This is a genomic window from Lacinutrix sp. C3R15 (genome assembly GCF_018860825.1).
Classification (GTDB): Bacteria; Bacteroidota; Bacteroidia; order Flavobacteriales; family Flavobacteriaceae; genus Oceanihabitans.
The window spans coordinates 86,909-107,034 of the sequence record NZ_JAHKPZ010000015.1; the positions used below are offsets into that span (position 1 = coordinate 86,909).

At 30.7% G+C, this 20,126-nt stretch carries 19 protein-coding genes and 1 tRNA gene; 15 read left to right on the forward strand and 5 right to left on the reverse strand.

Annotated elements, in window-relative coordinates; translation table 11 throughout:
• The first annotated feature begins 73 nt into the window (after positions 1-73).
• The 7 genes from dnaE (at position 74) to KO494_RS05955 (ending at position 9,642) form a co-directional block, all read left to right on the forward strand.
• Entirely contained in the window at positions 74-4,459 is a 4,386-nt protein-coding gene (dnaE, locus tag KO494_RS05925; protein ID WP_215966683.1) for a DNA polymerase III subunit alpha, read from the forward strand.
• 121 nt (positions 4,460-4,580) lie between these two features.
• Entirely contained in the window at positions 4,581-4,898 is a 318-nt protein-coding gene (gene trxA, locus KO494_RS05930; RefSeq protein WP_215966684.1) for a thioredoxin, read from the forward strand.
• Positions 4,899-5,094: 196 nt separating this feature from the next.
• Positions 5,095-6,024, forward strand: coding sequence for a DUF58 domain-containing protein (locus KO494_RS05935; protein WP_215966685.1), 930 nt, complete (start codon positions 5,095-5,097; stop codon positions 6,022-6,024).
• Positions 6,025-6,105: 81 nt separating this feature from the next.
• Positions 6,106-6,179: transfer RNA gene (locus KO494_RS05940), tRNA-Asp, on the forward strand.
• A 465-nt stretch (positions 6,180-6,644) separates the two neighbouring features.
• Positions 6,645-6,812 (forward strand): hypothetical protein, encoded by a 168-nt coding sequence (locus KO494_RS05945; RefSeq protein ID WP_215966686.1) that lies wholly within the window; start codon positions 6,645-6,647, stop codon positions 6,810-6,812.
• A gap of 116 nt (positions 6,813-6,928) precedes the next feature.
• Positions 6,929-8,950: a tetratricopeptide repeat-containing sensor histidine kinase gene (locus tag KO494_RS05950; RefSeq protein ID WP_215966687.1), complete on the forward strand. Its 2,022-nt coding sequence runs from the start codon at positions 6,929-6,931 to the stop codon at positions 8,948-8,950.
• Positions 8,951-8,967: 17 nt separating this feature from the next.
• A complete protein-coding gene (locus tag KO494_RS05955; protein WP_215966688.1) occupies positions 8,968-9,642 on the forward strand; it encodes a response regulator in 675 nt (224 codons plus the stop codon).
• Between the two features lie 281 nt (positions 9,643-9,923).
• On the opposite strand, the gene KO494_RS05960 is transcribed toward KO494_RS05955, so the two are convergent.
• Positions 9,924-10,433, reverse strand: coding sequence for a DUF456 domain-containing protein (locus KO494_RS05960; protein WP_215966689.1), 510 nt, complete (start codon positions 10,431-10,433; stop codon positions 9,924-9,926).
• Between the two features lie 521 nt (positions 10,434-10,954).
• Between KO494_RS05960 and KO494_RS05965 the strand changes: the two genes are divergently transcribed.
• The gene (locus KO494_RS05965; RefSeq protein WP_303427105.1) at positions 10,955-11,371 is read left to right on the forward strand and encodes a hypothetical protein; all 417 of its coding nucleotides are present in this window, start codon (positions 10,955-10,957) and stop codon (positions 11,369-11,371) included.
• Between the two features lie 43 nt (positions 11,372-11,414).
• Here the strand turns inward: KO494_RS05965 and KO494_RS05970 are convergent, their stop codons facing one another.
• From KO494_RS05970 to KO494_RS05985, 4 genes are read right to left on the reverse strand one after another with little or no spacing between them, the layout of a single operon-like run.
• On the reverse strand, positions 11,415-12,143 hold the full coding sequence (locus KO494_RS05970; RefSeq protein ID WP_215966691.1) for a Bax inhibitor-1/YccA family protein: 729 nt from the start codon (positions 12,141-12,143) through the stop codon (positions 11,415-11,417).
• The gene (locus KO494_RS05975; RefSeq protein ID WP_215966692.1) at positions 12,143-12,979 is read right to left on the reverse strand and encodes a hypothetical protein; all 837 of its coding nucleotides are present in this window, start codon (positions 12,977-12,979) and stop codon (positions 12,143-12,145) included. Before KO494_RS05975 ends, KO494_RS05970 begins: the two co-directional genes overlap by 1 nt.
• A gap of 55 nt (positions 12,980-13,034) precedes the next feature.
• Positions 13,035-14,177: a glycosyltransferase gene (locus KO494_RS05980; protein WP_215966693.1), complete on the reverse strand. Its 1,143-nt coding sequence runs from the start codon at positions 14,175-14,177 to the stop codon at positions 13,035-13,037.
• Complete coding sequence (locus KO494_RS05985; protein WP_215966694.1) at positions 14,174-15,145, reverse strand: lysylphosphatidylglycerol synthase domain-containing protein; 972 nt, start codon at positions 15,143-15,145, stop codon at positions 14,174-14,176. The genes KO494_RS05980 and KO494_RS05985 overlap by 4 nt, the downstream gene beginning before the upstream one ends.
• A 44-nt stretch (positions 15,146-15,189) precedes the next feature.
• On the opposite strand from KO494_RS05985, the gene KO494_RS05990 reads away from it, so the two are divergent.
• The 7 genes from KO494_RS05990 (at position 15,190) to KO494_RS06020 (ending at position 20,089) form a co-directional block, all read left to right on the forward strand.
• The gene (locus KO494_RS05990) at positions 15,190-15,825 is read left to right on the forward strand and encodes an outer membrane protein (RefSeq protein ID WP_215966695.1); all 636 of its coding nucleotides are present in this window, start codon (positions 15,190-15,192) and stop codon (positions 15,823-15,825) included.
• On the forward strand, positions 15,825-16,379 hold the full coding sequence (ruvC, locus tag KO494_RS05995; protein ID WP_215966696.1) for a crossover junction endodeoxyribonuclease RuvC: 555 nt from the start codon (positions 15,825-15,827) through the stop codon (positions 16,377-16,379). The genes KO494_RS05990 and ruvC overlap by 1 nt, the downstream gene beginning before the upstream one ends.
• A 204-nt stretch (positions 16,380-16,583) precedes the next feature.
• Positions 16,584-17,732: a radical SAM family heme chaperone HemW gene (gene hemW / locus KO494_RS06000; RefSeq protein WP_215967020.1), complete on the forward strand. Its 1,149-nt coding sequence runs from the start codon at positions 16,584-16,586 to the stop codon at positions 17,730-17,732.
• Between the two features lie 132 nt (positions 17,733-17,864).
• Positions 17,865-18,623, forward strand: a complete 759-nt coding sequence (locus KO494_RS06005; RefSeq protein WP_215966697.1) for a cyclase family protein — start codon at positions 17,865-17,867, stop codon at positions 18,621-18,623.
• A 46-nt stretch (positions 18,624-18,669) separates the two neighbouring features.
• Positions 18,670-19,281, forward strand: a complete 612-nt coding sequence (locus tag KO494_RS06010) for a DUF4230 domain-containing protein (RefSeq protein ID WP_215966698.1) — start codon at positions 18,670-18,672, stop codon at positions 19,279-19,281.
• A gap of 25 nt (positions 19,282-19,306) precedes the next feature.
• Positions 19,307-19,669, forward strand: coding sequence for an MmcQ/YjbR family DNA-binding protein (locus KO494_RS06015; protein WP_215966699.1), 363 nt, complete (start codon positions 19,307-19,309; stop codon positions 19,667-19,669).
• A gap of 141 nt (positions 19,670-19,810) precedes the next feature.
• On the forward strand, positions 19,811-20,089 hold the full coding sequence (locus tag KO494_RS06020; RefSeq protein WP_215966700.1) for an STAS domain-containing protein: 279 nt from the start codon (positions 19,811-19,813) through the stop codon (positions 20,087-20,089).
• Positions 20,090-20,126 lie beyond the last annotated feature (37 nt).

Genomic DNA, 20,126 nt, shown 5'->3' on the forward strand with positions numbered 1-20,126 from the left:
ATAACTTTCCATCGCTGAACCCTCTTTTTTTCTTAATTTTAACCCTCTCATTTATTCTGAATAAAACACCTTTATGTACTTAATTTTTGATACTGAAACTACTGGTTTACCTAAACGTTGGGATGCTCCAATTACGGATACAGATAATTGGCCTCGATGTATACAAATAGCTTGGCAATTGCACGATGCTATGGGTAACTGTATTGAGCATCAGGATTATTTGGTGCAGCCAGAAGGGTTTAATATACCTTATGATGCAGAAAAAATTCATGGAATTTCTACAGAATTAGCACAAGAACAAGGTGTGCCTTTAGCTGAAGTTCTTGAAAAATTTAATGAAGCTTTAGGTAAAACCAAATTTGTAGTTGGGCAAAATGTAAAGTTTGACCTTAATATTATGGGAGCAGAGTTTGAACGTCAAGCTCTAGGTAATGTGCTACAAGAACTACCTGTTTTAGATACTTGTACTGAAGATACAGCAAACTTATGCCAAATTCCAGGAGGTAGATATGGTAAGTTTAAATTGCCAACCTTAACAGAATTACACCAGTTTTTGTTTGATGTGCCTTTTGGCGAAGCGCATAATGCAACAGCAGATGTTGAGGCTACAACGCGTTGCTTTTTTGAACTGATTAGAAGAGAGCAATACACCCAAGAACAGTTAGATGTAGCGCCAGATTATTTTCAGAATTTTACTAAAGAGAACCCGAAACCTATTCAGTTAATAGGGTTAAAGCATATTAATTTAAAGCAAGAGAGTGCTAAGATTAGTAAAAGAATACAAGAAGAGCAAACTAGTGACCTTTCTTCACAAGAAATAAAGCAAAATATTGCAAGTCTTGAAACAGTAGAATTTACCCATTTGCATAACCACTCGCAATTTTCGGTGTTACAGTCTACTATAAGCATACCTAAATTAGTGGCTTCTGCAGCAGAATATAACATGTCTGCAGTAGCGCTAACCGATCATGCTAATATGATGGGGGCTTTTCACTTTGTAAAAGCGGTAAATAACCATAATAAAACAGTACAGGCTAAAAACGCAGAAGCAATTGAAAAAGGAGAGCCTGCTACATTAAACGAAATGAAACCTATTATTGGTTGTGAGTTTTTTGTTTGTGAAAACCATTTAGATAAAACAAGAAAAGATAATGGGTATCAAATTATACTTATTGCAAAAAATAAAAACGGATACCACAATTTAGCTAAACTATCCTCACATGCCTTTGTAAATGGGTTTTACTATTTGCCTAGAATTGATAAAAAACTAATTGAAGAATATAAAGAAGACTTAATTTGCTTAACAGGAAACTTGTATGGAGAAGTACCAAGTAAAGTACTAAACGTAGGAGAAACGCAAGCAGAAGAAGCGCTATTATGGTGGAAAAATTTGTTTGGTGATGACCTCTATGTAGAGATAATGCGTCATAATCAAGAAGATGAAAATCGTGTAAATCCTGTACTTATTGATTTTGCTAAAAAGCATGATGTAAAACTGGTTGCCACTAACAATACTTATTATTGTAAAAAAGAAGATGCAAATGCTCATGATATTTTACTTTGTGTAAAAGATGGTGAAAAGCAAGCAACACCAATAGGAAGAGGAAGAGGCTACAGATACGGTTTACCAAATCAGGAATACTACTTTAAGTCTCCTGATGAAATGAAAGCCTTGTTTAAAGATGTTCCTGAAGCTATTTCAAACATTCAAGAAGTTGTAGATAAAGTAGAAGCATTTCAACTAGCTCGTGATGTATTATTGCCAGCCTTTGATATTCCTGAAGAGTTTGTTTTTGAAGAAGACAAAGTTGATAATGGTAAACGTGGGGAAAATAAATTTCTTAGACATTTAGTGTATGAAGGAGCTAAAGAACGTTATGGTCAAGAACTTTCAGAAGAAGTAGTAGATCGTTTAGATTTTGAACTTAGTGTTATTGAAAAAACAGGATATCCTGGATACTTTCTAATTGTAGAAGATTTTATTCGCGAAGCCAGAAATATGGATGTTTCTGTAGGTCCTGGTCGTGGTTCTGCAGCAGGTTCTGTAGCAGCATATTGTTTAAAAATCACCAATATAGATCCTTTAAAGTACAACCTGCTTTTTGAGCGTTTCTTGAATCCTGATCGTGTTAGTATGCCAGATATTGATATCGATTTTGATGATGAAGGTCGTGGTCGTGTAATGGATTATGTAATTGATAAATACGGAAGCAATCAAGTAGCACAGATTATTACTTATGGTACCATGGCTGCCAAATCTTCTATTCGCGATACTGCTCGTGTACTAGATTTACCATTATTTGATGCAGATAGAATTGCTAAGCTAATTCCAAATATGTCTAAACTAAACAAGATTTTTGGTTTAGATGAAAAAGAGTTAGGAAAGAAGTTTAGAGCCGAAGATTTAGAAAAAGTAAATGAGCTTTTAAATATTTCTGATGGTGATGATTTACAAGCAGAAACGGTAAACCTAGCAAGAACATTAGAGGGCTCTGTTCGTAATACAGGAATTCACGCATGTGGTGTTATTATTACACCAGATGATATCACTAAGTTTGTACCTGTTTCTGTAGCAAAAGATTCCGATTTATATGTTACACAGTTTGATAACTCGGTTGTTGAAGATGCTGGGCTGTTAAAAATGGACTTTTTAGGGTTAAAAACATTAACTCTAATAAAAGATACCGTTAAAATTGTAAAAGCAAAACACGATATTCTTTTAGATCCAGATAGTTTTCCACTAGATGACGAAAAAACATATGAGCTCTTTCAAAGAGGAGAAACAGTGGGAGTGTTTCAATATGAATCTCCAGGAATGCAAAAGCACCTTAAAGATTTAAAGCCAACGGTTTTTGAAGATTTAATTGCAATGAATGCACTCTATCGTCCTGGACCAATGGAGTATATTCCAAGTTTTGTTAGAAGAAAACATGGAGACGAAGAAATAGAATATGACCTTCCTGCAATGGAAGAATATTTAAAAGAAACCTACGGTATTACAGTATACCAAGAGCAGGTAATGCTTCTGTCGCAAAAACTAGCAGATTTTACCAAAGGTGAAGCCGATGTACTACGTAAGGCTATGGGTAAAAAACAAATTGCGGTTTTAGATAAAATGAAACCAAAATTTATAGCCCAAGCAGAAGCTAAAGGTCATGATGCTAAAAAATTAGAGAAAATCTGGAAAGACTGGGAAGCCTTTGCTAGTTATGCCTTTAATAAATCGCACTCTACCTGTTATGCATGGATTGCCTATCAAACCGCATATTTAAAAGCACACTATCCTGCAGAATATATGGCAGCTGTACTTTCTAATAATATGAACGATATTAAATCGGTTACCTTCTTTATGGAAGAATGTAAACGTATGAAACTTAATGTGCTTGGTCCAGACGTAAATGAAAGTTTTTACAAATTTTCGGTAAACCAAGATTATGCAGTACGTTTTGGTATGGGAGCCATTAAAGGTGTTGGTCATGGTGCTGTAAAAACCATTGTTGAAAATAGAAAAGACGGACCTTATAAATCTATTTTTGACTTAGCAAAACGAATAGATTTACGTGCAGCCAATAAAAAAGCATTCGAAAACTTAGCACTTGCAGGAGGATTTGATGGTTTTGGAGATACACACAGAGCACAATATTTTCATGATGAAGGTGATGGGGTTACCTTTCTTGAAAAAGCAGTTAAATATGGAGCAAAACACCAAGAAAATGAAAACTCGGCACAAGTAAGTCTCTTTGGCGAAGCTAGTGATGTTCAAATTGAAGAACCAATAGTGCCACCTTGTGAAGAATGGGGAACCATGGAAAAACTTGCACAAGAAAGAGAAGTAGTTGGTGTTTATATTTCTGGGCATCCTTTAGATGATTTTAAAACCGAAATGAAAACCTTTTGCAATGCAAACCTTGCATTATTTAATGATTTAGAAACCTATGTAAATAGAGAGCTTACTTTTGGTGGTGTAGTAACAGATGTACAACATAGAGTAAGTAAACAAGGTAAAGGTTGGGCTATGTTTACTATGGAAGATTATACAGATAGTTTTGAGTTTCGAATTTTTGGTGAAGAATATTTAAAATTCAGACACTTTTTAATGAAAAACAATTTTGTGTATACCAAAATATTTATTCGTGAAGGTTGGGTAAACAAAGATACAGGAAAGAAAAGCGATCCCAGAATGCAATTTAATAATTTTCAGCTCTTGCATGACGTGATGGATACCTATGCTAAAAAATTATCCATACAATTAAACATTAAAGAAATTGAAGCAGAAAAAATTCATGCTCTAAAACAATTGTTTAATATGCATCCAGGAAGTCAGGCTTTAAACTTTATCGTTTACGATAACGCAGAACAAATAAAATTACCAATGATAAGTAGAAGGCAAAAAATAAAAGTTAGCCAAGAACTACTAAATGAACTAGATAACCAGCAAGTTTTTTATAAATTAAATTAATATAATAGACTAAAACAATACGTCAATAAACAGAACAAATTGGCAGTTTGTAAGCTTTGGCAAAATTTTTGACTAATATTGCATATAAACAAGAAGTAAAATTCAATTAAAACATAAAATTATGGCATTAGAAATCACAGATGCAAACTTTGAAGAAACAGTATTAAAAAGCGACAAGCCAGTAATGGTAGACTTTTGGGCAGCTTGGTGTGGACCATGTAGAATGGTAGGACCAATCATTGACGAAATTAGCACAGATTACGATGGTAAAGCTGTAGTTGGTAAGTTAGATGTAGATGCTAACCAAGAATTTGCAGCAAAATACGGTGTGCGTAACATACCTACTGTTTTAGTTTTTCAAAACGGAGAAGTTGTAGGACGTCAAGTAGGAGTTGCTCCTAAAAAAGCATATTCAGATGCAATAGACGCGCTTTTGTAAAATAAAACCTAAAAGAAAAGATAAAAGGTTTGCTGTAATGGCAAACCTTTTTTAGTTTAGAGCTATTATAATTGGGGCGTTTTTTATTTTGCAGAAAAAGCAAAATAAAACCAGGCTTTCCGCTAAATCTTTTTTGAAAAAAACAAAAAAGGATATCGCTGCAATCCTTAACGCACTTCTAAGCAAAACATAAACATTGAATTTAAGAGATGAACTAAATAAAGCTGGAGGATTTAAAAACCTTGAATTGCTTGCCAAACAAGTGGTTGAAGGCTTTATTTCTGGTATGCATAAAAGTCCGTTTCATGGCTTTTCAGCAGAATTTGCAGAACATAAAATCTATAACCAAGGAGAGAGCACCAGACATATAGACTGGAAACTTTTTGCAAAAACAGACAAGCTATATACGAAACGCTATGATGACGAAACCAATTTACGTTGTCATCTTATTTTAGATAATAGTAGCTCTATGCACTATCCAGAAATGCAAAATTTTTCTATAGATCATTTAAATAAAATAGCATTCTCTGCTTTAGCATCTGCTTCTTTAATGCATATGTTAAAAAAGCAACGCGATGCTGTAGGATTAAGTATTTATAGTGATAACTATGATTTTTATGCACCAGAAAAAGGAAGCGAACGGCACCACCAAATGTTACTGCATCAATTAAGTGATGCCGTAATTACAAAAGCATTAAACAAAAAAACAGAAACCTACGACTATTTACATCTTATAGCAGAAAAAATTCACAGACGCTCATTAATATTCCTTTTTACAGATATGTTTCAGGCCAGTGAAGATGCAGAAAAACTCTTTGAGGCACTTAGGCATTTAAAACACAATAAACATGAGGTAGTGTTGTTTCATGTGTATGATAAGAACAAAGAACTAGACTTTAATTTTGATAATAAACCAAAACGTTTTGTAGATGTAGAAACAGGAGAACATATAAACCTCTATTCTGAAACCGTAAAAGACAATTATGAAAAGGCCGTTTCAGATTATTTTAAACAACTACGATTAAAATGTGGCCAATACCGAATTAAATATGTTGCAGCAGACATAAATAAAAATTTTGATAATATACTGACAACGTATATGATAGAGCGGCAAAAATTTATTTAACAAAAATATTTTAAAAAAAACTCAAAAAAACTTGTGAGATATTAAATAAGGTGTGTATATTTGCACTCGCAATAACGCAACGGTCTGGTAGTTCAGCTGGTTAGAATACCTGCCTGTCACGCAGGGGGTCGCGGGTTCGAGTCCCGTCCAGACCGCTAAAATTGCAAAAGCTCCGAGAGATTGGAGCTTTTTTTGGCAATAAAATTTAGTTGTGTTGTTTGATAGATGTTAAAGTCTATCAATGGTTTAAGTAGTTAAACCGATGGAAAGCTTTCCTTTTTTCTGTGAAGAAAATTGTGAAGCTTTTTTGTTTTTAGACCTTTTTTGAAGTGTATTCTTACAGCTAATGTGCTTTATATTTGGTAGTTATGTATTTAAATTATACCTTTAATCGGTAAAAAACGTGTTTAATCGTGTTTTTTAATATGTTGATTCGGATTTATGTTGTTGATAATCAATTGGTTGTAGTTTTAATCCATTTTATTTATTCCCTCAATAAATTCAAAATAGGCTAAAAGTCTGTTTTGTTATTATAGCAAATTTTCTATTTATTCTACTATAAACATAAATACGTGTAAATAGTTTAACTAAAAATAATATTAACTATAAATTTAAATAAAATGAAATCCCTAAAAATTACCTTATTAGTAGCTGTAGTATGTGCAATATTTGCATCTTTAACACCACAACAAAATCCAACTGAAGAAAAAGATAAGAATGATCAAACCATTGTGAAAGTTACCTTTAAAAAAGAAAAGAAAGGAATAAAAATACCACAACAAGGTTAAAAAATACCATAATAAAAAAAGCGTTTCCAAGAATATTGAAACGCTTTTTTTTTATTTTACTTATCTAAGTTTTTTTAAATTATATTTAATGAAAAATTATAAATTTGATTTATAATATGATAAAATCATTAAATAAATTACTTCCTTTAGTAATACTCTGTCTTATTAGCTCTAGTTTGTTTGCGCAAAATAAAGCGTTAGATAGTATCCTTACTTTACGTAGTCTTGCTAATGATAATAACACCCAGTTAGCACAACGTTTTGAATACGCTAGAAAGGCTATTAAAATGTCTACTAAGCTATCTCAAGATTCTACTTTGTTAGCTAGTAAAAGAGTGCTTTCTTATTTGTTTCTTATTCAGGGAGACTATGACTCGGTATTTAAAATTAACCATGAAAATGTAAAATTGGCAAAAAAAGTTAAAGACACTTTTGCTATTGCTAATGCAGAGAACATACTAGGGCTATATCATCATATTTATGAAGCACACGATAGTGCTTACTTCTACTATTTTAAAGCAGTTAAATTGTTTGAAGTATTACAAAACATAAAAAGTCAAGGTGAAGTATTAGCTAATATGGCAGATATACAAGAAACCGAAAGAGATTATATAGGCTGTGAAAGTAATGCTATCAAATCTATTGCACTAATAGAGCAGCTGCCAGAAAATGATTATAATCTTGAAACTTTATGGAACGCTAATAATTTAATTGCCATTGTTTCTGCAGAATTAGAACAATATGATAAAGCTTTAGAGTATTATGATAAGACGCTTGACATTTGTAATAGAATGGAAGACTCTTATGAAAAAACATTGTTTTCTAATATAAATATAGCTGCATTATATAGAAGAAAAGGAGATTATGTTACTGCAGAGCGACTTTATAAAAAACTTTATGAAGATGCGTCTATTCTAGATTTTGACCCAACTTCATATTCTATTATTTTATCCGGATTGGCACATGCAAAATTTAAAAATAATACAGCTAGTGCACCTGAAATTAAATCACTATTTAATAAAGCCTACCAAATAAGTGAAAAAGAAGACGATGAGGTAGGGCTTTTGTCTATTAGTATGGATATGGCAGATTTTTATTTTGAAACCAAAAATAAAGATAGCGCTAGGCATTATGTAGATAAGGCATATGCAATAGGAAAGGATTTAGTAGCCAATGAAACCATATTAGAAGCTCTTTTGCTAAAGTCTAAAATAGAGACAGGAGAACAAGCAACAAGTAGTTTAAATGCTTACATTAAATTAAGCGATAGTTTACAAAAAGCAGAACGATCTATACGAAATAAGTTTGCTAGAATTGATTATGAAACAGACCAAATAAGGGCAGAAAAAGAAAAAGTATCTAAAGAAAGGTTCTTGTTTTTATTGCTTTCTATAGGTTTGTTTGTTACACTAGCATTAATATATATAATTTTTACGCAAATCTCTAAAAACAAAGAATTAACCTTTAAACAGCAACAACAAGAGACAAATGAAGAAATCTATAATTTGATGCTATCTCAGCAAAACAAAATAGATGAAGCTAGAAGTACAGAAAAAAGAAGAATTTCTGAAGAACTTCATGATGGTATTTTAGGAAGGCTTTTTGGTACCAGATTAAGTTTAGATAGTTTAAACAATAGTAATACTGAAGAAGCTATTCAATCTAGAGAAAGTTATATTGATGAGCTACAAGCTATAGAGCAGGAAATTAGAAAGGTGTCTCATGAGTTAAATACCGATTTTATTTCAAATTCTAGATTTATAGATATTGTAAAAACATTATTAGAAACACAAACAAAAGCATATCAATTAGAGTATAAGCTTAAAAATGACGATTCTATACATTGGGATGCTATAACCAATAAAACCAAAATTCATATTTATAGAATTCTGCAAGAATCGCTTCAAAATATATATAAGCATGCTAAAGCTTCCAAAGTAGAAATTAGTTTTAGTATTAAAAAAAATGTAATTTGTCTAACGATTACAGATGATGGTTCTGGTTTTGAAATTAACAAATCTAAAAAAGGAATTGGTATTAAAAACATTACCTCAAGAGTAAAAGAAATTTTTGGAGAATTAAAAATTAAATCACAAATAAATAAAGGAACAAACATTACCATTAAAATTCCAATCTAGCCAAAAGACCTAACAAAATGCAAGAAACAATTAGAATATTAATGACAGATGATCATCCTATGATTATTGAAGGGTATCAAAACACATTATTAGCTACAAAAAAGGAAACACAAGAATTACAAATTGATATTGCAAATACCTGTGACCAATCTATGCAATTAATGCAAAAGTCTATTGAGGAAGAAAATCCTTATGATGTGCTATTTATGGATATAAGCTTGCCACCTTCAGCAGATGAAACAATAACTTCTGGCGAAGATCTTTCTAAATATGCAAGAGAAATTTTACCAGAAGCAAAAATAGTTATTCTTACCATGTTTAATGAGCCTTATAGAATACATAATATCATTAAAGAAATTAAACCTGAAGGTTTTGTTGTTAAAAGTGATTTAACATCAAGAGAACTTGCTAGTGCGTTTCAGGCAGTAGTTAATAATCCACCATTTTATAGTACTACTGTGAGTAGGTTTTTAAGAGTAACTTTAGAATCTGAAATTGAAATTGATGATATAGACAGAAAAATTTTATACCTCTTATCTCAAGGTGTAAAAACAAAAAGTTTAACTAATCATTTGGGTGTTTCTACTAGCTCTATTGAAAAAAGAAAAAAGAATTTGAAAGAGGTTTTTTCTGTTTTAGATAGTCAAGATGAAACTCTATTAAATGAGGCTAGAAAAAAAGGATTTCTATAAAATAAGAGTGGTCTATGTTTTTATAAATAGTAGATTTAAAAAAAATCATTTTTTTTTACAGCTTTTAAACCCTTGAATAGCTTGAATAGTACAGTTTTATGGAAGTTTCTTTACGGAAAAACCGTAAGTGAGTTTTATAGATTATAACTATATTAGAGGTATCAACAAAAGCATAGTTAATTAATCCCCTCAAATTAAAATAAGTTGATTTATAGCATGTATTAAGCCTTATTATTTCATTTTTTATGAAACTATAAGGCTTTTTCTGTTTTATATAGTATTTAAAAAGCAAAAATAGATGCTTTATATTCCCAAAAAGTCATGATGAAGAAACCTAAATAAACTATGGCTACAATAAACTTTAAAAAGGTTCCTGTTAAAAAGCCTAAAAAAGAACCAAAAGCAGCTTTAATAGCAGTTTGAGAATCTGCTTTATTAATTAACTCCCCTACTAGCGCTCCAATAAAAGGCCATATTATTATACCAAAAGCACCAAATATTGGAAAAAATATAGAAATTAATAAACCTACAGTAGTACCAATCATACCCATTTTGCTACCACCAAATTTTTTAGTACCAAGTGCTGGTATTATATAATCTAAAGCAAAAACCAATAGAGCAACTACTAAAGTAACAACTAAAAACCAGGTGTCATTAGGTACAGCTTTGGTGAGATATAAAAGTAAAAGCCCAACCCAGCTCATTGGTGGGCCAGGAAGTATAGGGAGAAAACTACCTATAAGTCCAATAATTATAAAAAGGAAGCCTAAAAGAGCTAAAAATATATCCATACATTTTTTAATATAAGACGAAACTCATTTCATAATGTTACATTTTTTAACGCAAAATGCTATAGAAGTTAAATAATTAAATTTTACTAGAATGCTTTATAAGTATATTTCAACGAATAGAAATAAAAATAGAATGTTTTTGTTTTAAATAGTTGCAAATTAGTGTTTTGTTCGTTTTTATATGTCTTTGTAAAACCTCAAAAAAACTCAAACAAAATTTATTAAATCAGTATAAAAACAGCACTTTTTTATATATTTAACTTAAACCAAATTCATTTTTTTAACTTTGAAGCCAAAACCATAAATAGTCCTTTTTTTTATCCATTCATTTTTAAAATTGATAAAAAGTAGTGTTGCTTTTAAAAGATTAATAAGTTTATAAGAGGTATTCTAATCTGTTTGTTATAAACAAGTAAGGATTTTAAATATAAAATTGTACATTTCGGTTTCTTAATAATAGTATGCATAGAATTTTTATTTTTTTTATTCTTATAAGTTTCACTTCGTGTAGCTATTTTAATGTGAAGAAAACATCTTCAGAAGCTATTCTTGAAGAAGAGCTACAAGCATTTAATTGGAATGAAGTAGATGTTTACCCAAGTTTTGAAACTTGTGATTTGTTATTAGATAATGCTGGTAAGAAAAAGTGTTTTCAAACCACAATAACCAATACTATTTATAAAACCTTGTCTTCAGAAAAAATAGTAGTAACTCAAGACATTCAAGATACGGTTAAGGTGCGTTTTCAAATCTCAGAAAAAGGAGAACTACAACTAGTAGATGCAGAAATAGATTCTGTTACCATGGCAGAAATACCAAATCTTGAAATCTTACTACATCAAGGTTTAATTTTTTTGCCCAAAATATATCCAGCTATTAAAAGAGGGCAACAAGTAAAAACGCAATTTACTTTACCTATACGTATTGAAGTAAATTAGTCTGTTTAAGTTTTTTAAACTTGTTTTAAAGTGATTAAATAGTCTATCTAATCGCGAATTTTTTCATTAATCGTAAAATTTCTACGTACAGCCAAACCAAAGAAACTAAAAGTCCCCAAGTGGCTAACCATTCTTTGTTTTTAGTTGCTTTGTTTTTTTGTCTTTCTATATATTGAAAATCTAAAAGAAGTGTAAGTGAGGCTACAATTGCAGCAATAATATTAAAAGCAATGGCTATAAGTGAGGTTCCACCAATAAAAGATTGAATTCCAAAAAAGCTTAAAATCCAGGAAATAATATAAACTAAAAATATACTGGCAGCAGCAGTAATAATAATGCTTTTTAGTTTTTGTGTTACTACTATAATTCTGGTTTGGTACAAAAAAAGTATCGTAAAAAAGGTAATAATAGTAACGCCAATGGCTTGGTATGGCATATTGGGGAATTTGGCATGCGCAAAACTACTTATTCCACCTAAAAAACAGCCCTTAGCAATAGCGTAAACAGGTACTAAAAAAGGAGCCCAATTGTTTTTGTAAGAGATAACTATGCTAATTAGTATAGAAGAAATGATGCCTCCATATAAAAACCATTCTATGTCGTATCCTACGCTATATAGTTTCCAGATGCCTACAGTAATTGCAGCAATTATAGCAATGCATAAAAGCGATTTAAAAATGATGCCTGTAACTGTCATTTTTGCGGCAGATGATTTTCTGTCATTCCAAAAATAATCTGTAAAAGCTGGGTTTGAAGTTTTGTTTAACCGCATTATAAATTCATCTTATAACCAACAGCAAAATCTATTGGAAAATTGCCTTGGTTATCAATAAAAATAGAGAATAATTCATTGTAAGCAAAAGTTATAAAGCCGTTTTCACAAACTTTAATATCAGTACCTAAGCCAAAAATAAAAGGAGCATCAAAAACACCACCACTATCATTTTCTGTATTGGTAATGGTATAGGTTGCAAATTTCACATTGGCATATATATTAAAATTAGATTGGTTAATAAATCTATACCTATAACCTAGTGCTATTTGTGTAGCAGCATATTTAAAATCTTTATGCTCTGCTGCATGTCTTACGCCAATAAAACCTGCGTGTCTTGGCATGATTTTAGAACCAAAAAACTCGAGTTCTGCACCAAATAAAGCAGTAGTTTTATTGTCAGGGTTTTCTACAAAAGGGTTGTTGGTTACACCTCCAAAAACACCAATTCTGGTCTTTATTTTTACTCTTTCTGTTTGCTTGTAATTAGCGTCTTGTGAAGCATTGTATAAATCAAAAAAAGATCTTAAACTAGGTAGTGTTAGGTTTACCTTTTTGGTAGGTATGCTATTGTTGCTTACTGTGTTTAAAACCGTTTTATATTCTTCTTGGTATTTGTTGTTGCTATCTTTAGTATTTACAAGTTCTATAATTGTATTGTCTGTAGTTTTAACAAAATACCTGAATTGGCTGTCAATGGTGTTCCAAAGTAAATCTAAATCACCCTCTATTTCTGTTTTAAGCGTTAGTTCTTCATTGTTTATCGTGTAGGTATTTTGAGCTATAGCAGAAGTGCTCATGAAAATAATACAAAGTAAAAGTAATAGTTTTTTCATGTTATATTTTTAAGAAGGTTCTTGTAAAACTACAAAATTTAAAACGGAATTACCATTATTTTTTAAATGCTCTTCCTTTCCATTTATAATTAGTAAACACCGAAACAAAAACCACATAAATACTAAAAAATGGATACAAAATACAGCTAAATAAAAAAGAAGATAAAAAAGCTTCTTGTTTATAAAAACGAACGGTTTTAAACACTAATAAAAAGTCTATACTACATTTTATTAAAAAAAGATAGATAAAAAAATTAAAGTTAATAATACCAGTAATACTTAAAATTAATGCGCAAATTATAGAAGCATTGGTAAGTAAAACTAACAAGCCAACCACTTTAGCAAAGCTGTTTTTGTAATTAGTAGATTTAGATGCCCAGCGTACGCGTTGCGCAATTAAATTGCTTATTGTTTTCTCTGCTTCTGTAGTTACAATAGTGTGTTGGCATTTTAAATAGTGTACTTTCTTAGCGTCTTGTTTTAATGCTTTTTCTAATAAAAAAATATCGTCACCACTAGCAATATTTGTATTGCCTTTAAAGCCTTTAACTGTGTTAAATAAGTCCTTTTTATAAGCTAGATTAGCACCATTGCATAAAAAGGGTTTTTGTATGCCAAAACCGCCAATGGTAGCTCCTTGAAGACTTAAAATATCTAGTAATTGAAAGCGTTTTAAAAAAGAGTTTACCTTGCTGTAAGTAACTGGAGCAACTATAAAATGGGTTTCGGTTTTTTGAATAAAAGCATCAAAACTGTCTAGCCAAAATTTAGGTAGTACACAGTCTGCATCTGTAGTAACTATCCAATTGTGGTTTGCAACTTGTATAGCAGAGGTTATGGCATCTTTTTTTGGAGAAAGGCTGTTACGTATGTTTTTAATAATACGTATATTACTTGAGGCAGATGCCGTTTTTTTTGTTGAAATATAATCTTTTATAATTGCAACCGAAGCGTCTTCAGAAGCATCATCTACTAAAATAATTTCAAACAAATGTTTTGGGTATTGTAACGTTTCTATAGATGCTAGAAGTTCGGGTAAATTTTCGGCTTCGTTTCTAAACGGAATTATAACAGAAAAGCCAGTTTTAGCTTCTACATCTTCTAATGTAAAGGACTTTACTTTTTCAAAACCAAAGGCTAAACTTCCTATTAAAACCAGGTAACTAATAATTATAGTAACAAAAACTAATAAGATCATGCCGTTTTGTTTTTTTGTGGTGTAAAGGTAAGTACATAATAGCTTCCTACTAGGCTTGGTAACACAAAATTTAAAATCCACATGAGCATTACAATACTTAAAATAGTGAATTCGTTTACTTGAACAGTTGTAAAAATATACACAGCTACGCTTCCTTTTATAATTACATCAAAAATAAAAATAGAAGGAATTACAGAAGCGAGTAAATACATGCTTGTAATTGCAACCATGGCATGAAAATAAGAAACTTCAACACCAAAAATGTCTAGTAAAAAGTAAAACTGAAATGAAAAAACCAGGTATCTTACAAGTGATAATAAAAAGGAGGAAACCTTGATTTTTATAGCCATATTTTTAATGAAATGGATTACTTTTTCTACAGAAAAACCTTTTATGGTAAAGTGTTTTTGCTTTAATCCTATAAACGATAAAATAGAAATTATAACCATAATAAATAAAAACCTGGATGCTTTAAAATTAGCAACATCTACATTGTATTCTACAACAAAAAAATACCAACCAACCATACCAAATAGGGTTGTAATACTCATTTGCATTAGGTTACCTAAAAGGTTTAATAGTACAATGCGTTTTCTGTAAATAGAAGTAAAATATAAAGCTTTTGCACCATAATCACCTATTCTGTTTGGTGTTAAAAGCGAAGCTGTTAAGGCTCCTAAGCTTTGTTTTGAGGCTTCATAAAAGGATATTGTTTTTATAGAAGAAACTAAAATTTGCCATTTTTTAATTTCAAATAACCAGTTAAATAGGCTTAAAAAAACTAAAAAAAGTGCATTTTTTAATGAAAAAACATGGTTTTTGGTTAAAAAAACAATGAATTCATTAAAATTTAAATCGCTATTTGTAGTTAGTTTATTGTAGATAAAATAAAAAGCACCAATTACAATGCTTAATTTAATAAGTACAAAAAAGAATTGATTAGTTTTGTAAGGTAGTGCTCTAAACATTTTGCGTTAAAATGCGCAAATTAAAACAATATTGCTATATGATTATGCGAATAAAAAAAAATAAGTATTCCTTATGCTTTTTACTACTAAGTTTTATGTCTTTTTCTGGTTTTTCGCAAACCGAAACTAGCACATGGAAAGCGCAATTTGCGGTAGGAATTAATAGTCCTAGTCAAAGCGCATTTGTAACTAATTTTGAGGCAAAACCTATTAATTTTCCAACGGTTCATATTGGCTTACAACGTATGTTTAGCAGAAATTTTGGAGCAAAATTAGATTATGGCTATAACCGAATTTCTAATGCAACAAATAGTGATTCTCCAGAATTTAAAGTCAATTATTCTAGAATTAATTTACAGGCTGTATATGATCTTGGTGGTTTAATTAGCGTGCCAAATAGTTATGCAATCATAGCACATGCAGGGCCAGGATATACCTTTGTAAAACCTTTAGGGATTTATACAGATAATAATACATCCTTTTTAAACGCGATGGCAGGATTAGAGTTTCATTACGGAATTTCGCAAGGGCTTTCGGTGTTTTTAGACACCTCTTATATTTATGCTTTTAGTAGCGATTATGATACCACTTTTGACGGATTTGGTACTTTTAACGGAAACCTTTTAACAGCAACCATAGGTGTTTCTATTTCTTTAAGCGGTTGTTACTATTGCCAATAATGAGCGAAGAAAGAATTATTTTAGGAATAGATCCAGGAACAACCATTATGGGGTTTGGACTCATTAGAGTGAAGAACAAAAAGATGGAATTCTTGCAATTGAATGAGTTAGATTTAAAAAAATATACAGACCATTATCTTAAACTAAAACTTATTTTTGAGCGTACTATCGAGTTAATAGATACACACCATCCAGACGAAATTGCTATTGAAGCACCTTTTTTTGGTAAAAACGTGCAAAGTATGTTAAAGCTTGGTAGAGCACAAGGAGTTGCTATGGCAGCAGGACTTTCAAGAGAAATACCAATTACAGAATACCTGCCAAAAAAGATAAAAATGGCAATTACAGGTAATGGAAACGCCAGCAAAGAGCAGGTTGCAAAAATGCTACAAAGTTTACTGGGTTTAAAAACCATACCTAAAAATTTAGATGCTACAGATGGCTTGGCAGCTGCAGTTTGTCATTTTTATAATTCTGGTAAAGTAACTGTTGGTAAAAGCTATTCTGGTTGGGATAGTTTTGTGAAACAGAATGCAGATCGGGTTAAGAAATAGTGTTTTTGTCATTGCTGTAAAAGCAGAAATCTACTTTAAAATAATATAAAAGTAAAATTCAAAAAAAATATAAATGTGATATAACACCTTTTAGCAAAACACTTATAGTTTTGAGCTTAGAAATTCTTGCAATTTTCAAGGCAGTTATAGTACACTTCATTTAAAAGAAAATTAAAAGTTTAATAATTCATAAAACAAACAATTATCTCAGGCATCTACATTCACATACCATTTTGCAAGCAAGCATGTCATTATTGCGATTTTCATTTTTCTACTTCCATGAAAAAGAAAGACGAGTTGGTACACGCATTAATTACAGAGCTTGCACTCCGTAAAAATGAGCTGAAAAATCAAGTAGTAGAAACTATTTATTTTGGAGGAGGAACACCATCGTTACTTACCAATAATGAACTGTTATTATTAATTAACACAGTGCACCAAAACTATAATGTATCTAAAAATACAGAGATTACACTTGAGGCAAATCCAGACGATTTAACCAAAGACAGGATTGTTCAATTGTCTAAAACACCAATCAACAGATTGAGTATTGGTGTGCAATCTTTTTTTGAAGATGATTTGCAAAGCATGAACAGAGCGCATCATGCAGAAGAGGCAGAAAAATGTCTTGAATATGCATCGCAATATTACAATAATATTACTATAGATCTTATTTATGGTATTCCTAATATGTCGCTTAAAAAATGGCAGGCTAACCTAGAAAAAGCATTTTCTTTTGGTGTAAATCATATTTCAAGCTACGCTTTAACTGTAGAACCTAAAACAGCCTTGGCTACTTTTATTGCAAAAGGAAACTATCCGCCAATAGATGAAGATTTGGCATTGCAACATTTTAATCATTTGGTAGCAGAAACCCAAAAGCAAGGTTTTGTACATTATGAAATTTCAAATTTTGGTAAACCTAACTTTTTCTCTAAACACAATACAAGCTACTGGCAAGGTAAAAGCTATATTGGTATTGGTCCTTCGGCACATTCGTTTAGTAAAACACAACGTAGTTGGAATGTAGCTAACAATACCAAATACATACAAAGTATACAAAATAAGCTGTTGCCAAATACTATAGAAACTTTAAGCCCGCAAGATCAATATAACGAGTATGTAATGACAGGCTTACGAACCATTTGGGGAGTTTCATTACAAAAAATAGAAACAAATTTTGGTATAGATTATAAATCTCATATATTAAAAGTATCTCAAAAATATATAGAAAGCGGTTTATTAAAAACCACTAGTTGTACTTCTGGTCTTATTGAAGAAACTTTTATAATAGCAACCCAAAAAGGAAAATTTTTGGTAGACGGAATAGCTTCCGAAATGTTTATTGTTTAAAACACTTGGTTTTTTTAGTGTATAAAGAGTCTTTACATGCAATTGAAGCTTTAAGGCCTTATATAAACAACTTCTTTTACTTATATTTGAAATAATAGAATTTTAGAAAATCTCTGAAAAAATTCAGTATTAATGATAGCAACTATAGAAACCAATTCTCAAAAATATAAAATAGATTTATCTAAACCTTTAGATATTTCTATTCCTTTAATAGCATCAAAAAACAACGTAAATGCTTGGTATTTAAAAGAACCAACGATAGAACCATTTCAAGATCAGGGCTGGACAGCAAGTGTAAAAGAAGGAGCATGTATCAATTTTAATAATATCTTTTTTAATCCGCATGCACATGGTACACATACAGAATGTGTTGGTCATATTACAGAAAAAGTACACTCTTTAAATAAAAATTTAAAAAAGTTTTTCTTTTTAGCAGAGGTAATAACGGTTGCTCCAGAAAAGCTAGGAGAAGATTTTGTGATTTCTAAAAAACAAATACAATTTGCTTTAGGAAACAAAAAAAGAAAAGCAGTAGTTATAAGAACTTTGCCAAATACAAATGAAAAATTATCTAGGCAATATTCACATACCAACCCTCCTTATTTGTTAGAAGAAGCTGCTACGTATTTAAAAACAAAAGGCGTAGACCACTTATTAATAGATTTACCAAGTGTTGATAAAGAAAAAGATGAAGGAGCGCTTTTAGCACACAATGCTTTTTGGAACACAAAAGGAAAAGGAAAAACACGCCTTAATGCAACCATTACAGAACTTATTTTTGTGCCAAATACGGTGGAAGATGGTACCTATTTTCTAAATTTACAAATAGCACCTTTTGAAAATGATGCTTCGCCAAGTAAGCCTATTTTATATGCGCTATTAAGCGATTAAGTTTTGGTATATAATTTGCTCAATAAAAAATAAACCAAGTAAATAAATGGAAGCATTTTTAGGAATTATCATAGGAGTTTTAGCTAGTTTAGGAGTAGTTACTTATGTTAAATCAATTAAAAAAAAGCAATTAGTAAACACACAATCTTTATTGCTTTTAGATAAAATTAAAACCGTTTGTAAATTTATAACTGTAGAAGGAGATTTTGCAGAAATTTACCATTATGAAGATGTAAAAGAACGTTTTTTAAAACTAGTTACCAGCAAAAAAAAGGCCTTGGTAGTAATTAATGCCAAAGCACATGTAGGTTATGACTTAAGTAAAATAGAACTAGAGTCAGATAAAGAAAACAAGAAAATTATAATCAAATATTTTCCGCAACCAGAAGTCCTTACCGTAGAAACCAACTTAAATTATTACGATAAAAAAGATGGGTATTTTAATAAATTTGAAGCTTCAGATTTAACAGGATTAAACCAAGAAGCCAAACAACATATTTTAGACAAAGTTCCAGAAAGTGGTTTAATAGAAGTAGCACAAAAAGAAGCCCTAGAAACAATTTTACTTATGGAAAATATTGTAGAAACCATTGGTTGGAAATTAGATTATTCGGCTTTAAAATTAGAAGAAAAAAAAGTCAAGCTAATTAAAGAGTAGGTTTTCATTTTTGTTGCAATTGAATATGGATATAGAACAGCTTCGCGAATATTGTTTACATAAAAAAGGAGTTACAGAGCATTTTCCTTTTGATGAAAACACGCTAGTATTTAAAGTACTTGGTAAAATGTACGCCTTAACTTCCTTAAAAAATTGGGAATCAGGTACGCCTTCTATTAATTTAAAATGCAATCCCGATTATGCACAAGAACTTCGTGCAACATATAAAAGTATAGCGCCAGGCTACCACATGAATAAAAAACACTGGAACACCGTACAATTATATCAAAGAGACTTGTCTTCAAAATTTATTTTTCAACTTATTGATCATTCTTATGATTTGGTAGTAAGAGGGTTAACCAAGAAACAGCGAGACTCTTTAATTTAATGAATGAATAGTATTACGTTTTCTTGCATTCAACAATTTATAAAGCATTTTATCGAACATATTAGGCTTGTTTAATAATAAGTCACATCTTTATAGTGATTAATAGCGCATTCCATTTTATAATTTTAATACTAATAAAATATGGCACTAGAAATCACAAATTCACTAAACACGTTTCAAGTAAAAGGAATACTTAATAAAACAAACGTAGAAAAATTTCAATCCCATTTTAAAAATATTTTTAATCAAACCAATGAGTTGGTTATAAATATTGACGAATTAAAAAGTATAGATCAAGAAGGTGTATGTGCTTTTGAAATGTTATACAAACAATCTTTAAAAACACACAAAGCTTTTTTTATTACAGGAATAGGAAGTAAAGAAATGTTTGACCACTTAAGGACTATTGACGCAGCTTAAAAGTAAATAATTGGCTATAGCACCAATTCATTTATTA

Coding starts and splice junctions, on each gene's coding strand:
- dnaE (WP_215966683.1), top strand. CDS start 74: ATGTACTTAATTTTTGATACTGAAACTACTGGTTTACCTAAACGTTGG.
- trxA (WP_215966684.1), top strand. CDS start 4,581: ATGGCATTAGAAATCACAGATGCAAACTTTGAAGAAACAGTATTAAAA.
- KO494_RS05945 (WP_215966686.1), top strand. CDS start 6,645: ATGAAATCCCTAAAAATTACCTTATTAGTAGCTGTAGTATGTGCAATA.
- KO494_RS05950 (WP_215966687.1), top strand. CDS start 6,929: ATGATAAAATCATTAAATAAATTACTTCCTTTAGTAATACTCTGTCTT.
- KO494_RS05955 (WP_215966688.1), top strand. CDS start 8,968: ATGCAAGAAACAATTAGAATATTAATGACAGATGATCATCCTATGATT.
- KO494_RS05960 (WP_215966689.1), bottom strand. CDS start 10,433: ATGGATATATTTTTAGCTCTTTTAGGCTTCCTTTTTATAATTATTGGA.
- KO494_RS05970 (WP_215966691.1), bottom strand. CDS start 12,143: ATGCGGTTAAACAAAACTTCAAACCCAGCTTTTACAGATTATTTTTGG.
- KO494_RS05975 (WP_215966692.1), bottom strand. CDS start 12,979: ATGAAAAAACTATTACTTTTACTTTGTATTATTTTCATGAGCACTTCT.
- KO494_RS05980 (WP_215966693.1), bottom strand. CDS start 14,177: ATGATCTTATTAGTTTTTGTTACTATAATTATTAGTTACCTGGTTTTA.
- KO494_RS05985 (WP_215966694.1), bottom strand. CDS start 15,145: ATGTTTAGAGCACTACCTTACAAAACTAATCAATTCTTTTTTGTACTT.
- KO494_RS05990 (WP_215966695.1), top strand. CDS start 15,190: ATGCGAATAAAAAAAAATAAGTATTCCTTATGCTTTTTACTACTAAGT.
- ruvC (WP_215966696.1), top strand. CDS start 15,825: ATGAGCGAAGAAAGAATTATTTTAGGAATAGATCCAGGAACAACCATT.
- KO494_RS06005 (WP_215966697.1), top strand. CDS start 17,865: ATGATAGCAACTATAGAAACCAATTCTCAAAAATATAAAATAGATTTA.
- KO494_RS06010 (WP_215966698.1), top strand. CDS start 18,670: ATGGAAGCATTTTTAGGAATTATCATAGGAGTTTTAGCTAGTTTAGGA.
- KO494_RS06015 (WP_215966699.1), top strand. CDS start 19,307: ATGGATATAGAACAGCTTCGCGAATATTGTTTACATAAAAAAGGAGTT.
- KO494_RS06020 (WP_215966700.1), top strand. CDS start 19,811: ATGGCACTAGAAATCACAAATTCACTAAACACGTTTCAAGTAAAAGGA.